This is a genomic window from Flavobacterium sp. KACC 22761, from assembly GCF_034058155.1.
In the GTDB taxonomy this organism is placed as follows: Bacteria; Bacteroidota; Bacteroidia; order Flavobacteriales; family Flavobacteriaceae; genus Flavobacterium.
This window is the reverse complement of record NZ_CP139148.1, coordinates 2506282-2520136: the sequence shown is the minus strand read 5'-3', so window position 1 is coordinate 2520136 and position 13855 is coordinate 2506282. Positions and strand designations below refer to the sequence as shown.

The window sequence follows — 13855 nt, the reverse complement described above, 5'->3', positions numbered from 1 at the left end:
AATCATTTACCAATAATTTGCATTCATTCACAAAAACAGGTATAAATACGCATAGCCGCTATTTTATTTTATAGTAAACTTGTGGTAATCATTTATTCTTGTAGAATATGATTTCTGATTAGGAAATCAGGTAAATTTTGTCACTATTTTTTTTTGGAACTTTTAAGTGGGATTTTAATCGCTGGAACCGATATAAATCTCACTTTTTTATTTTCAATACTTTCTCTAACCAAAAAAACTTTTTCGAAATCAAATTTCAGGCAGTATTTTTGCATGTTGTAAACGCCACGCATTAAAGCCCAGAAATCAACATGATCCTAGAACATTATATTCCGTTCAACAAAGAATTTTTATTGGAACAGCAAATCGCTGCTTTCGCTAAAAATCCTGACGAAGAAGCTGATTTTAAAAAATTGTTTGACATTATCGAACATTATTATCACTATGAATCTTTTAATCTGAATCGAAATCTGAAACAAAACTATGCTTTGTTTGATCCAGATTTGAGCAAAAAAGAACGCCGTCAATTTATTGGCAAAAGTGACTTTTCGGCATTCAAGGAAACATTGCTTCAGGTTTTAGAACGTGGAAATTATTACCGAATTGATCAAAAAACACTGGACGAAGCTTTTACAGAATCTGATTTGATTGGCTTGAATCTCGAAATTGATTTCAACGCCTTCAAGGATTTTGAACTTTATGCACGCGGGCATCATAAAGCGACTGAAAAAGTCAAAAAATATTTTTTCTGGAAAAAAGAAATTGAAGTCGAATATTATGATCGTGTTTTAGTTTACCTCAATTACAGTGATGCCGATTTTCTGAATAAAAAGAAAGTCAAATTAGGCAAAATGCCAATTGACCCGGGTTCTATCTCTTTAAAAATCTTTAAGCGCGTTCCAAAAAATGATCTTGAAACCATTTTTCCAAATGCAATTCCGAGAATGTCCATAAAGGATAAAATGTTGCTGTGGATTCCAGGAGTTTTCGGTGGCATTTCATTATTAAGCGCAAAAGTAATTCCGGCTTTAATCAATATGTACAATGCTTATGAAACGGGAGAAGCTATTGATTTACTGAATAGTAAAACTTCCTTAAATCAAGGTTTGATTGCGCTGGGAATTTTATCTGCTTATTGCTTTCGCCAGTACAACAATTTCATAAATAAAAAAATCCGATATTCTAAATTACTTTCTGATAGTTTGTATTTCAAAAATCTCGGAAACAACAGCGGTGCCTTTTATTCGCTCTTGAATTCATCTGAAGAAGAGGTCTTAAAAGAAACTATTTTGGCCTATTCATTTTTACACAAAAGCGAAAAACCTTTAACCGCCGAAGAACTCGACAATCAAATAGAATCTTGGTTTAAAACCAAATTGAATACCGATTTGGATTTTGATGTCAATGATGCTTTATTGAAGTTGAAAAATATTGGCCTTGGCATTGAAAACAATGGAAAATGGAAAGTTATTCCGCTAAAAGAAGCGCTTTTTACAATTGATGAATTGTGGGATACTATTTTTGAGTATAACGTAACTCAAAAAATTTAATTTTGGTTTCTCGCAGATTCGGCAGATTAAGCCGATTTCTTTTTTTAGATCAAAATCTGTTTAATCTGCCAAATCTGCGAGAGAAATTTTATTCTGTTTAAGTAAAAAGATTTTTCATTAGATTTACGTCAACTAACTACTAAAACCAAAAAAATGAGAACATTAGATCAATGGTTTGCTGAATATGCCGTAAGTCATCAAAACCCAAAAAACAAAGCCATACATTATGTTTGCGTTCCTGCAATCTTTTTTTCGATTGTTGGTTTATTAATGAGTATTCCGAGCGAGTTTATCTATAATTTACTAAAACTAAATATGCCAATTATTGAAAACTGGGCTTTTGTAGTTTTACTTTTTGTTCTCGTTTTTTACATTCGATTATCAATTTCTATGGCGATTAAAATTGCTATTTTCTCTGGCATTTGCCTTATTGTAAATTACTACATTGGTCAGTTCGTGCCTTTATGGATGTTTTCAATTGGTGTATTTGTCATTGCTTGGATCGGACAATTTTACGGACACAATATTGAAGGCAAAAAACCTTCTTTTTTAAAAGATCTTCAGTTTTTATTGATTGGCCCAGCTTGGGTTGTCGAGAATATTTTTTCGAAGAAATAAAAAACGGATTCAAGCACCAATTTCCAAATACTTACAAAATATTCTCATAACTTTATTATTGCATAAATAAAATCTTTATGAAGATAAACAACAAAGAAGTCAAAATTGAAAGCTTTGATATTTTTACTTACAGAAGAATCAGGCGTGCGATCGGGTATTTAGGAATATGTCTGCCCATTCTTTTAGTTGGCTTTTCTCTGATTCCTTTTTTTCAGACTTCAATTCAGCCTTCTATCAGCGATTATTACTATACTAATCTTAGAGAAATTTTTACTGGAATTTTGTGTGCTGTCGGTTTGTTTTTGATAAGATACAAAGGCCATGGAAATATTTCTGTCTTAAAAAATGATAATTTGCTGACCAATATTGCAGGAGTCATGGCAATTGGAGTTGCTCTAGTTCCCACAAATCCAGCTGACTTCTCACAAAAAATATACACGCTCATTCCGTCAGCCAAAACTTGGCTGGGATGGATTCATTACGGATTTGCAGGAGTCTTCTTTTTGATATTGGCTTTACTCGCTATTAATGTTTTTACGATTGGTCAGACAAACGAAACTGGAACCCCAAAAAGCATCTTGAATGAAAACAATATTTATAAATTTTGCGGTTATACGATTTTAGCCTCACTGATTCTAGTGCCAATTTCAGAAAAATTTAAACTGTTTGCTTATTCCACTTTGGTTTTCGAAACTATTGCTCTTTTTGCTTTTGGAATTGCTTGGCTTATAAAAGGTCGCGCTCTCGGTGATACTGGAAAAATTGGCCAAAAATTATATCAGGAAAACAACGCTATTGACACCGAAAAAATATTGGAAGAATAAGTTGTTCTTTACCGTTCGGTGTAATTTATCATTAATCTCACACGTTCAAACAACTCTGGAAATTCCTTTTTAAAGATTTCCGGAGTTTCAAAAAAATGCTCTAAAATTACGGCCAAAAACTCAAATTTATTGGTATAAGCATACTCTCTAAAATAATTTCTTTCTTTAAGGATATTCCTCAAAGATTCATCATCGAAATACTTTTCGATTTCGGTAAATTCATCATAGAAAATAACCGCACCAGGCTCTGAACTTTTTCGAGAATAAAAGTGCAAAACATGCGTAAATTCATGTAATCCGAGATTGATATTATCTTTTGTCTCGTGTCCGCTCAGGAAATCTTCCCAAGAAAAAACAACTGCTTTCATCCTAGGATTATATTCTCCTTTGTGATAAGCTTGATTGATTGTAGAATAATACGATGTTGGGTAAATAATGATATTTTCAAATAATTCCAGCAGGTAATTTCGCAGACCGAAAGTAAGCATTACATAAGTTCCGGCAATGATTAATTTCATGTCCTGAGTAACTTCAATATCTTTTCCTTCAAAATTATAATGCTCAATAAAACATTTTACTCGGTGTTCAAAATACCTTTTCTTTTTATCTGATAAATTAAAATAATACGGAAATTCACGTCCTAAAATTGTCTTATCTCTCGGATCAATTTGGTTTAAAATTGGATACCAAAACAAATACAATGGCTTATTGTAAATCATCAGATAAATGGGTTCAATAATTCTGAACACAATTATGGCCAACACTAAAGCAATCAAAATTCCGATAAAAAAGAAAACGAACATATTTTAAATTTGATTTGGGAATAGAAAACTTCTCGTTCTCTGTTTGCTAAAATATAAAAACGGAATTAATTATTTCATTATATTAGCTTTATAACCAGAAAGAATTTTAATCCTAATAAAACTTTAAAAAATGGAAAACAAAAACGCATTACGATTTACTTTTTCGATCGTCGCAATCATTTTGGGTGTAGTATTGTTTAAGCAATTTGACTTCGAAACGCTAAAATTTGAAAAGCCGGCATTGGCTGTCATTTATATAATTGTTTTTGCTTTCTCCATTTTCTATTTAATCAAAAACAGAAAAAAGCAATCTGAAAAATAGATTTGAAATTTGCGCTTTAATTGCGTATTTAGCCCTATTCTTCTGCAATACAATTAAATGTGGTTGCATTTTATAAGTTGCAACCATATTTAGGATAAAAACAAATAAAGTCCTTTTTTTTAAAATCTAATTTTAAATTCAAGAAATAGTCTCATGTGAAACAAATCCTTGAATTATGAAAAATCTCTCTTTTTTAATCCTAGTACTTTTAGCATTCACCGCGTGCAAAAAAGACCAGCCAAAAGACAAGCAAGATAATGCAGAAACAGCTGTTTCTTCAGATTCAATAACTGCTATTACCAAGGAAGCATGGATCTATGGTTATCCGATGTTTTACAATTATAAAACCATTTATGCCAGTGCAATAAACAAAGAAGCAAAAGAATATGTAGGTTTTAACAAGTTCAAGAACTTTTCAATGAGTGCCACTCCTGCCGATACACTAGTTGTAACAATTAACAATGACACTCCATACTCAATGGCTGCTATAGATGTTTCAGACGAGCCAGTTGTTTTAGAAGTTCCAAAAATTGAAAATGACAGATATTATGTCATGCAGTTTGTAGATTTATATACGTTCAATTATGAATATATTGGGTCGCGCGCAACGGGAAACAATCCCGGGAAATACTTGATTGCTGGACCAGACTGGAAAGGCGAAACGCCAAAAGGCATCAATAAGGTTTTGCATTCTGAAACCAATTTAATCTTTCTCGTTGGCCGTACGCAACTTCATGATCCATCTGATGTGCCAAATCTTAAAAGAATACAAGCACAATATAAATTAATTCCGCTACATGAGTTTACGCGACAGACAGCTCCAGTAGCAAAAAAATACAATTTGCCATTGCCTGCTTGGAAAGAAAGCGATTACAGCTCTCCACAATTCATTTCTATCTTAAATTCTTTATTACAATATACAACTGAGGACACTAGCGAAAAAGATCTTAGAGCTCGTTTTGCTAAAATTGGAATTGTACCCGGAACACCTTTTGACAGTTCTAAATATCCACCAGAAACCATTAAAGCTATAGAAAAAGGAATTGCAGAGGCAAAACAGGAATTAGGATCTAAGGTAAATAATGTAAAAGATGCCGGAAGTCTTTTTGGGACACGAGCGGAGTTAAAAAACAATTATCTTAATCGTGCAATTGCGGCTGCCGCTGGAATTTATGGAAATACAAAAGAAGAAGCCGTTTACACAGGAAGCAGTACCGATAAAGACAATCTGCCACTACAAGGAAACAGCAATTATATTTTAAAATTCAATAAAAGCGAGCTTCCGGAAGCAAAATACTTTTGGAGCATAACCATGTATAATCTGCCAAAACGTTTTCTGGTTTCAAACCCGATAAACCGGTATTCTATTGGAAACAAAACCAAAGGCTTAAAATATGAATCCAATGGCGATTTGATTATTTACATGCAAAAAGACTCTCCAGGAAAAGACAAAGAAAGCAATTGGCTTCCTACTCCAAAAGACGAAAATTTTATGTTTGTCATGCGTATTTATGGTCCGCAACCTGATGTAATCAATAATGTATGGAAAATGCCTTTGCCTGAAAAAAAGTAAATTGAATTTTAGTCAAATAACTATGTTACATACAGAATAAACAAAGCCTGAGAATTTATATTCTCAGGCTTTTCATTTTTTACAGTGACCTTGACGGGGCAGAATTCGAACCATTTGTTAGGCGATTTAAAAATTTTAAATGAGGTCTGATTTTGTGAGATTCGAGTGTAAATCCCTCCTAAGTAATAAATTAAAAAGCTTATTTTTGAAAAGAAGAAAATACTTATATTTATCTGGTGTAGCCAATACATAATGTCGGACATACATATAAGTTAGCAACAAGCTTAAACAAGATGAACATACCAAAAACAACAGATGATTTTCAAAAAGAATTTTATTTATCTATTGACTTAATGGATAAAATAGGAGATTTAAGAATAAGACAATTTATTGATAAGTTGGATAACGTTATGGACGAAATAATTGTAAGTGCCATAATTAAAATATTCGAAAATGTAGATAGACAAAACACTCAATATACCGACCAAAAATATGCTGGAATAATATTAAATAAGATAAAACCAAAAACAGAAATTGATTTAAGTACTATCCTAAAATCTACAATCGAAAATTGGAATAAAAGTGTTGAAGAATTCCCTTTTTGGCTAAAGGAAAATTATGGACTCGAATCACTCAAAAATACATTGACTGAATTTGATTCTCAAAAATTGAATGCCATACAAACTGAAAAAATAAAAACAATGAAATGGTGGCTGAAAATATAAATCTTACTAAAAAGTTCTTTCAAGCGATATGCGAATTTAGTGAGATTTTTATTTCTATTTTTGGTTAACAGAAAATACTCCGTTTAATAACTAGCAAACCTCATGTAGCGTTAGAACGTTTGTGGTAATGTCTCTCAACAATAGGAAAAACCAATAACATAATGTAACAAATGATAAAATTAAAAATTATTACTCGTTTATTTATATATATTACTTCAGTATTGATTTTATCGGCTTATACTGTTGATATAACGGAGAATCAAATGACCTCAAACCAAAAAAAACATAGTGTCTCAGACATTTCAGGAATTTATGAGTTTCAAACAAGTTGGCTTCAATCAACTGTTAATTTTAAATCCGATGGAACTTTTGAAATGAGTTATACAATAGGCGAAAAGCACACAACTTTTGGAACTTGGACTATTAAAAAAGATATATTAATTCTAAAAAACGATGACAATTTCCCTGCAAATAAAAAATGGCTGATTAGAAATGAAAAACTTTATCCAATTTTAAAATCATCAAAGGAATATGATATGAATTTTTTCTACATAGCAAAAAAACAATCTGTTGAAAAAGTAAATTGTTCATTTTTAAAAAATTGCAAATTAAGATATTCCGAAACAGATGATGATTCAACTTACATAATTATTAAAGACAATATATTTACGGAGTATCCAAATGGTGATAAAAATTATATTAAATCAAACCTAGAATGGATAAATGAGTGTGAATACAATGCAATAGTAATCGAATTAACAGCTAGCGAATTAAACTATAAAATAGGTGATAAAATGAACGTGAAAATTGATAGAATTGATAATAAAATTATTTACTATACAGCGACTTTTGAAGGTGAAACAATAAAAGGAAAATTTAAAATCATTAATTGATTCAAAAAATACTCTTTGATGGGATTCGAACCAAAAAACAAAGCCTGAGAATTTACATTCTCAGGCTTTTCATTTTTTATAGTGACCCCGGAGGGGTTCGAACCCCCAACCCTCAGAGCCGAAATCTGATATTCTATCCAGTTGAACTACGAGGTCAGTTTATTTTGATTTTAGATTATAGATTTTAGATTGCTGATTAGAATCTAAAATCTACAGTCTAAAATCTAAAATTATATTTACGAAAGTAATTTCTTCACAATTGTAGAAATGGTTTTTCCTTCAGCAGTTCCGCCCAATTGAGCAGATGCTAATCCCATAACTTTACCCATTGAAGCAATGCCTGAAGCTCCTGTTTCAGCAATGATTTTTGCAATTACAGCTTCTACTTCTGCTTCGCTTAATTGAGCTGGCAAAAACTTCTCGATTACTGCTACCTGAGCCAATTCTGGTTCAGCTAAATCAGGACGGTTTTGTTCTGTAAAGATTCTTGCGCTTTCTTTACGTGTTTTTACCAATCTTTGAAGTAATTTAATTTCATCTTCTTCAGATAATTCTTCTTTAGATCCAGATGCAGTTGAAGCCAATAATAATTCAGATTTAACAGCTCTTAAAGCTTCTAAAGCTACAGTATCTTTTGCTTTCATGGCGTTTTTGATTTCGTCCATGATTTGTGTTTGTAAACTCATGTTTATGTTTTATTTAAAATAAGCCAATGCCTATTAATTGATGTATTAATTTGTTTGTTCGACTAATAATATAGTCTGTCAGGCTGAGTCCGTTCGACTTCGCTCAGAATAAACTTCGTCGAAGCCCTTTCCGACAAAAAGCCCTTCGACTACGCTCAGGGTGACAATATTGTTTTAAAAGCACTATTTAAAAGTCAAATTTCTAAATTCTGTGCGAAGATAAAAAAAATAACCCGAAAATTAAATCCAATTTTCGGGCTATCCTTATATTAAGATTTTGAAAACTAATCTACGTTGTCGTGCAAAAATGAATTATTTGAACGCAATTGCAAATCGTTGTTGCTGTCTGTTCCAACAGAAATTCTAGAATTGGTATTATTAGATTGAGAATTTGATAAATCAATTCCTAATCTTTTATAAGCTGGCTCTTTTTCCAACTCATCAATTCTTGAAACATTATTGTGGAATTTATAATTAAATTCTTTTAGTTTCTTTCTTCTTTCTTCAGCACGCAAACGCAATGTTTCTTCAATTGTCAATTCCATTGGAGAAACTTCAGCAGTTGTTGTGTAATCTGGTTGAGCAGCAAAATCAACTCTTGGTTTCAAAGTGATGTTTAATTCTTCTGGCACAGTATCTTCAACCACTTTTTCAACCGGTTTAGAAGCCATTAAATCATTCTCCACTTCCATATATTCTTCCAAAGAATATTTGATAATTCCGTTATCCGAAAGTTCAGTAACCGGCACAAATGAAACTGGATCGTTTACTTTAATATTACGTGTTTCGTTTGTTAACTCAAAAACAATTTTATTTTCTTGTTGTTCTGCTACTGGCTCTTTTTTCACTTCAGGCTCACTTCTAAAAAGTGGCAAATCAAATGAAAAAGTCGTTTGTTCTTCTTTCTCAAAAGTTCTTTGCTGTACCGGTTTTACTTCTTGGTAAGCTGGGACTTCTGGAGCAGAAATTTTAAAATCGATATCTGTAATTGGCGAAACGATTTCAAAAGTTACATCAAGATTCTTGATAAACTCAGACATCACTACCAATTCTTCTTGATTGATTGTTGGTGGCGTTACCGGAGCAACTGGAGTTTGAACTACGGGAGCAACCGTATCTTCCATTAAATCAAAAACAACTTTATCTTCAGATTTTGCAATAGGTGTTTCTGCATTTAAATCAAAAGATGCAAGCGGTTTGTTTGTTAAATTGTGAACACTTCTTTGTTCGTCTTCTAACGTGTGAATAATTTTCTTAGGCTCAGTATTCACGATTTCATTTTGTTGTTCAACATCAAAACCAGTTGCAATAATAGTTACAGCAATAGCCTCCCCAAGAGCTTCGTCTTCACCAACTCCCATGATAATATTTGCATTGTAACCAGCCTCTGCCTGAATGTGATCGTTGATTTCTCCAATCTCATCAAGCGTTATTTCATTAGATCCAGAAACGATAAGCAACAATACGTTTTTGGCTCCTGTAATTTTATTGTCATTCAACAATGGAGAATCCAATGCCGATACAATTGCATCTTTAGCTCTGTTCTCTCCTTGTGATACCGCAGATCCCATAATCGCAGTTCCGCTGTTTGCCAAAACTGTTTTAGCATCGCGCAAATCAATATTTTGAGTATAGTGGTGCGTAATTACTTCGGCAATACCTCTTGAGGCAGTTGCCAAAACTTCGTCAGCTTTTGAGAATCCAGCTTTGAAACCAAGATTTCCGTAAACCTCTCTTAATTTATTATTATTAATTACGATCAAAGAGTCAACTTGCTTTCGTAATTTTTCGATTCCTAAAAGTGCCTGCTCTTGACGCACTTTCCCTTCAAATTGAAACGGAATCGTCACGATACCCACTGTTAAGATTTCTCTTTCTTTTGCTAATTGTGCGATAACTGGCGCAGCACCAGTACCGGTACCACCACCCATACCCGCAGTAATAAACACCATTTTAGTATTGCGATCCAACATTTTTTCAATATCGGCAATACTTTCAATAGCAGACTGTTGTCCTACATCAGGATTTGCTCCTGCACCAAGACCTTCTGTCAAATTCATACCCAACTGAATCTTGTTAGGCACTGAACTGTTCTGCAGTGCTTGTGAATCGGTATTACAAACGATGAAATCAACGCCTTTAATACCTTGTTTAAACATATGGTTGATAGCGTTGCTACCTCCTCCACCTACACCTATTACTTTGATTACATTTGACTGGTTTTTTGGCAAATCAAATGAAATGCTTCCAAATTCTGAGTTGCTCATCATCTTTTTGGTTTTTAATTCTTATTTAGTACATTTTTTACTTCGTGACTTGGGGCCAGAAAGTAATCCTTCTCTTTTCTCTATTCGGCTTATATTTATTCAGCGTTGTCTAAAAAATCTTTGATTTTATCGACGTATCTGTCAAAAAATGATCTCCTAATTTTGGTTTCTGTAGATTCTGCTTCGACCTTGTTCGTTCTTGTCTCTCTAGGCTCATCAATAGTTTCTACTCTTTCAACGTAGTTTTCTTCAACTTCGTATCGTTGCTGCACTGGCTGTTGTTGCTGCACTGGAGCATTTCTGTAAACTACTTTTGGCTGTTCATTTACAATTTCCATCCTAACGGCACTTTGTGTACTGTTTTCAATACTGTTCATCACTAACCCTACAGCAGTTGCAAACAATGGGCTCGAAATTTCTTCGCTCGAATTTCCAGCTAAATGTTCATTTGGATATCCAATTCTGGTATCCATACCAGTAATATATTCAACTAATTGTTTGATATGTTTTAGTTGTGCTCCACCACCTGTAAGAACAATTCCAGCAATTAATTTTTTGCGAGGATCTTCGTGTCCGTAAGCTTTAATTTCTGCAAAAACCTGCTCAATAATTTCCACCACACGTGCATGGATGATTTTTGATAAGTTTTTAAGCGAAATCTCTTTTGGCTCTCTTCCTCTTAAACCAGGAATAGAAACAATTTCGTTGTCTTTATTTTCTCCCGGCCAAGCTGATCCGAATTTTATTTTTAAAAGCTCCGCTTGTTTTTCAATAATCGAACAGCCTTCTTTAATATCATCTGTAATTACATTTCCTCCAAAAGGAATAACAGCGGTGTGACGAATAATTCCATCTTTAAAAATGGCCAAATCTGTGGTTCCACCTCCAATATCGATAAGTGCTACACCTGCTTCTTTTTCTTCTTGGCTCAAAACAGCATCTGCAGAAGCTAATGGTTCTAAAGTCAATCCAGATAATTCAATTCCTGAACTTTGAATACATCTTCCAACATTTCTGATTGAAGAAGCCTGTCCCACCACAACGTGAAAACTAGACTCTAATCTTCCACCGTACATTCCAATTGGCTCTTTAATCTCAGATTGCCCGTCAATTTTAAATTCTTGTGGCAAAACGTGAATAATTTCTTCACCTGGCAACATTGCCAATTTATTCACTTGGTCAATCAAAAGCTGAATATCTTTTTCGCCAATTACTTCTTCTGGATTGCTTCTGCTAATATAATCTGTATGCTGAATACTTCTGATGTGCTGTCCGGCAATACCCACAACAACATCTTTTATTTTGTAACCTGAATTGTTTTCTGCCTCAAGTATCGCTTGCTGGATTGATTGAATAGTTTGCGTGATATTGTTTACCACTCCTCTCGCAACTCCCAAACTTTTGGATTTTCCGATACCCAAAATCTCCAATTTGCCATACTCATTCTTCTTGCCTATCATGGCAACTATCTTTGTCGTTCCAATATCTAGACCTACTGCAATGTTATCTTTTTCCATTTTCTATTATTTTGTGCAAACTACTTGTTCCGTAAACCTAAGGTCAATTTTTTTGTATTTGTATAACGAACTATCTAAAACTGCTTTTTGAAAAAACGCTTTATAGTTTCTAAATTTCTTATCAACATTCATCGTTCTGCCAAAATCTATGAAGTAATCATAGTTTCTATTAAACATTTTTAGGCTGCCATTAGGCATAATTTGTATTGCAATGATGTTTTTTTTCAAAAACGCATCGTCATAAATTGTGCGAAATAAAGCAGCTAAATCTTCGTTATTTTTTTCATTTATTGCCCCTGAAACAAGAGGAACTCGCGCCGTAAAATTGTCTGACAAGGGCATTTTACCTCCCTCATAGTCAATATAAAAAGATCGACCACCATCAAGAATCCTTGCTATTGGTGTCTTCTGTTTTACTACCGCTTTTAGAACACCGTCGATACTTACAAAAACATCTGACTTCTCAATCATGTCTTGCGCATCAAGGGTTTTTTCTATCTTATTCAAATCTACTTCATCTTTTCTAATACTGGAAGCGTCTCTTTTATTTTCTATCAACAATTTATTAACCGTTTCTGCTTTGACAAAAAGAGCATTTTCTCCTACAAAAACAACCTCAGATTTTTTCAATTTTCGATCTCCATTTCGATGTTGCGCGAAGGAATAAAGAAAAAGAACTAGTCCGAAAATAAGTACTAATCTAATATTTGTCCAATTAAATATTTTCATTTAGCATCTGTTTAATTGATGGTACCATTTCTCCAATATCACCTGCTCCTATTGTTACAATTATTGGTGCATCATTTGCTTTGATGTGTGCCAATAAATCTTCTTTTGCAACAATTTTTTTGTTCGAATTTGTCATTTTGCCCAATAGCCATTCTGAAGTCACTCCTTCCATTGGAAGTTCCCTTGCAGGATAAATATCCATTAAAAACACTTCGTCAAACTGAGACAAGCTTTCTGCAAATCCATCTACAAAATCTTTGGTTCTGCTGAACAAATGCGGTTGGAAAATAGCCAAAACTTTTCGCCCCGGATACAACTCCCTAACTGCTTGATGAACAGCATTTATTTCTGTTGGATGATGTGCATAATCATCTATATAAACTAACTTGTCTGATTTGATCTGATAAGAAAAACGTCTTCTGATCCCTCTGAATGAAGCAATGGCTTTTGCAATGGACTCGGTCGGGGTGCCAAAAGTTTTTGCCATCGCAATAGCCATCAATCCATTCATTAAATTGTGTTTTCCTGGCAATCCAAAACGAAGATCTTTTATTATTTCTGATGGCGTCTGCACATCAAAAACATAGCTTCCGTCTTCAATTCGAACATTATACGCCTTATATACTGCATCTTCATTTATCGCACATTGAACACCTTCTAAAGGCAATTCTTTAGTAATAAACAGATGATTTTTATCTTCTATTTTTGAAGCAAATTCCCTGAAAGAATCTTGAATTGCATCGCTTGTTCCATAAATATCCAAATGATCAGCATCCATAGAAGTCACACAAGCAATATTTGGATGCAAATGCAAAAACGATCTGTCGAATTCATCTGCTTCAACAACTGTTACCGTTTTTCCGGTTCCAATTAAATTTGAATTATAATTCTCTACAATTCCGCCCACAAAGGCAGTAACATCAGCACCACTTTCATATAAAATATGCCCCAAAATACTTGATGTCGTAGTTTTTCCGTGTGTTCCGGCAACTGCAAAACTAAAAGTGTCTTTGGTAATAATTCCTAATACTTCAGCACGTTTTTTAATTTCGTAATTTCTTTCAATAAAATAATTCCACTCTGAATGTGATTTAGGCACTGCTGGAGTAAAAATCACCAATGTATTTTCTACAAAATAATCAGTCGGAATCAAATTAATATTGTCTTCAAAATGAATATCAATACCACTTTCAATCAATTCACTTGTAAGCATTGATGGCGTTTTGTCGTAACCTGAAACTTGTTTTCCAATATATTTGAAATAACGAGCCAGAGCACTCATTCCGATGCCTCCGATACCTATAAAATAAACGTTTTGTATTTGATTTAAATTCATAATTCAGTCTTA

The 13855-nt window shown here is 33.4% G+C and carries 13 protein-coding genes and 1 tRNA gene; 7 read left to right on the top strand and 7 right to left on the bottom strand.

Annotated elements, in window-relative coordinates; translation table 11 throughout:
* The first annotated feature begins 311 nt into the window (after positions 1-311).
* The 3 genes from SCB73_RS10990 (at position 312) to SCB73_RS10980 (ending at position 2992) form a co-directional block, all read left to right on the top strand.
* Positions 312-1550, top strand: coding sequence for a DUF3754 domain-containing protein (locus SCB73_RS10990; protein ID WP_320570056.1), 1239 nt, complete (start codon positions 312-314; stop codon positions 1548-1550).
* A 153-nt stretch (positions 1551-1703) separates the two neighbouring features.
* Positions 1704-2168, top strand: coding sequence for an Mpo1 family 2-hydroxy fatty acid dioxygenase (locus SCB73_RS10985; protein ID WP_320570055.1), 465 nt, complete (start codon positions 1704-1706; stop codon positions 2166-2168).
* 77 nt (positions 2169-2245) lie between these two features.
* Positions 2246-2992 (top strand): hypothetical protein, encoded by a 747-nt coding sequence (locus SCB73_RS10980; protein WP_320570054.1) that lies wholly within the window; start codon positions 2246-2248, stop codon positions 2990-2992.
* 8 nt (positions 2993-3000) lie between these two features.
* Here the strand turns inward: SCB73_RS10980 and SCB73_RS10975 are convergent, their stop codons facing one another.
* Positions 3001-3795, bottom strand: a complete 795-nt coding sequence (locus SCB73_RS10975; protein WP_320570053.1) for a zinc-dependent peptidase — start codon at positions 3793-3795, stop codon at positions 3001-3003.
* Between the two features lie 130 nt (positions 3796-3925).
* Here SCB73_RS10975 and SCB73_RS10970 point away from each other — a divergent pair, with 130 nt between their 5' ends.
* From SCB73_RS10970 to SCB73_RS10955, 4 genes are all read left to right on the top strand, one after another.
* On the top strand, positions 3926-4117 hold the full coding sequence (locus SCB73_RS10970) for a hypothetical protein (RefSeq protein ID WP_320570052.1): 192 nt from the start codon (positions 3926-3928) through the stop codon (positions 4115-4117).
* Between the two features lie 175 nt (positions 4118-4292).
* On the top strand, positions 4293-5690 hold the full coding sequence (locus SCB73_RS10965; protein ID WP_320570051.1) for a DUF1254 domain-containing protein: 1398 nt from the start codon (positions 4293-4295) through the stop codon (positions 5688-5690).
* A gap of 293 nt (positions 5691-5983) precedes the next feature.
* Positions 5984-6415 carry a hypothetical protein gene (locus SCB73_RS10960; protein ID WP_320570050.1) on the top strand — a complete coding sequence of 144 codons (432 nt, stop codon included), beginning with the start codon at positions 5984-5986 and terminating at the stop codon, positions 6413-6415.
* Between the two features lie 170 nt (positions 6416-6585).
* The gene (locus SCB73_RS10955; protein WP_320570049.1) at positions 6586-7308 is read left to right on the top strand and encodes a hypothetical protein; all 723 of its coding nucleotides are present in this window, start codon (positions 6586-6588) and stop codon (positions 7306-7308) included.
* A gap of 82 nt (positions 7309-7390) precedes the next feature.
* On the opposite strand, the gene SCB73_RS10950 is transcribed toward SCB73_RS10955, so the two are convergent.
* The 6 genes from SCB73_RS10950 to murC all read right to left on the bottom strand — a co-directional run bounded on the left by SCB73_RS10950 (position 7391) and on the right by murC (position 13843).
* A tRNA-Arg gene (locus SCB73_RS10950) sits at positions 7391-7464 on the bottom strand.
* A gap of 80 nt (positions 7465-7544) precedes the next feature.
* The gene (locus tag SCB73_RS10945) at positions 7545-7994 is read right to left on the bottom strand and encodes a GatB/YqeY domain-containing protein (protein WP_320570048.1); all 450 of its coding nucleotides are present in this window, start codon (positions 7992-7994) and stop codon (positions 7545-7547) included.
* 284 nt (positions 7995-8278) lie between these two features.
* On the bottom strand, positions 8279-10264 hold the full coding sequence (gene ftsZ, locus SCB73_RS10940) for a cell division protein FtsZ (RefSeq protein WP_320570047.1): 1986 nt from the start codon (positions 10262-10264) through the stop codon (positions 8279-8281).
* 92 nt (positions 10265-10356) lie between these two features.
* Positions 10357-11778, bottom strand: coding sequence for a cell division protein FtsA (gene ftsA / locus SCB73_RS10935; protein ID WP_320570046.1), 1422 nt, complete (start codon positions 11776-11778; stop codon positions 10357-10359).
* Between the two features lie 6 nt (positions 11779-11784).
* The gene (locus tag SCB73_RS10930; RefSeq protein ID WP_320570045.1) at positions 11785-12507 is read right to left on the bottom strand and encodes a cell division protein FtsQ/DivIB; all 723 of its coding nucleotides are present in this window, start codon (positions 12505-12507) and stop codon (positions 11785-11787) included.
* Positions 12494-13843 carry a UDP-N-acetylmuramate--L-alanine ligase gene (gene murC / locus SCB73_RS10925; protein ID WP_320570044.1) on the bottom strand — a complete coding sequence of 450 codons (1350 nt, stop codon included), beginning with the start codon at positions 13841-13843 and terminating at the stop codon, positions 12494-12496. Before murC ends, SCB73_RS10930 begins: the two co-directional genes overlap by 14 nt.
* Positions 13844-13855 lie beyond the last annotated feature (12 nt).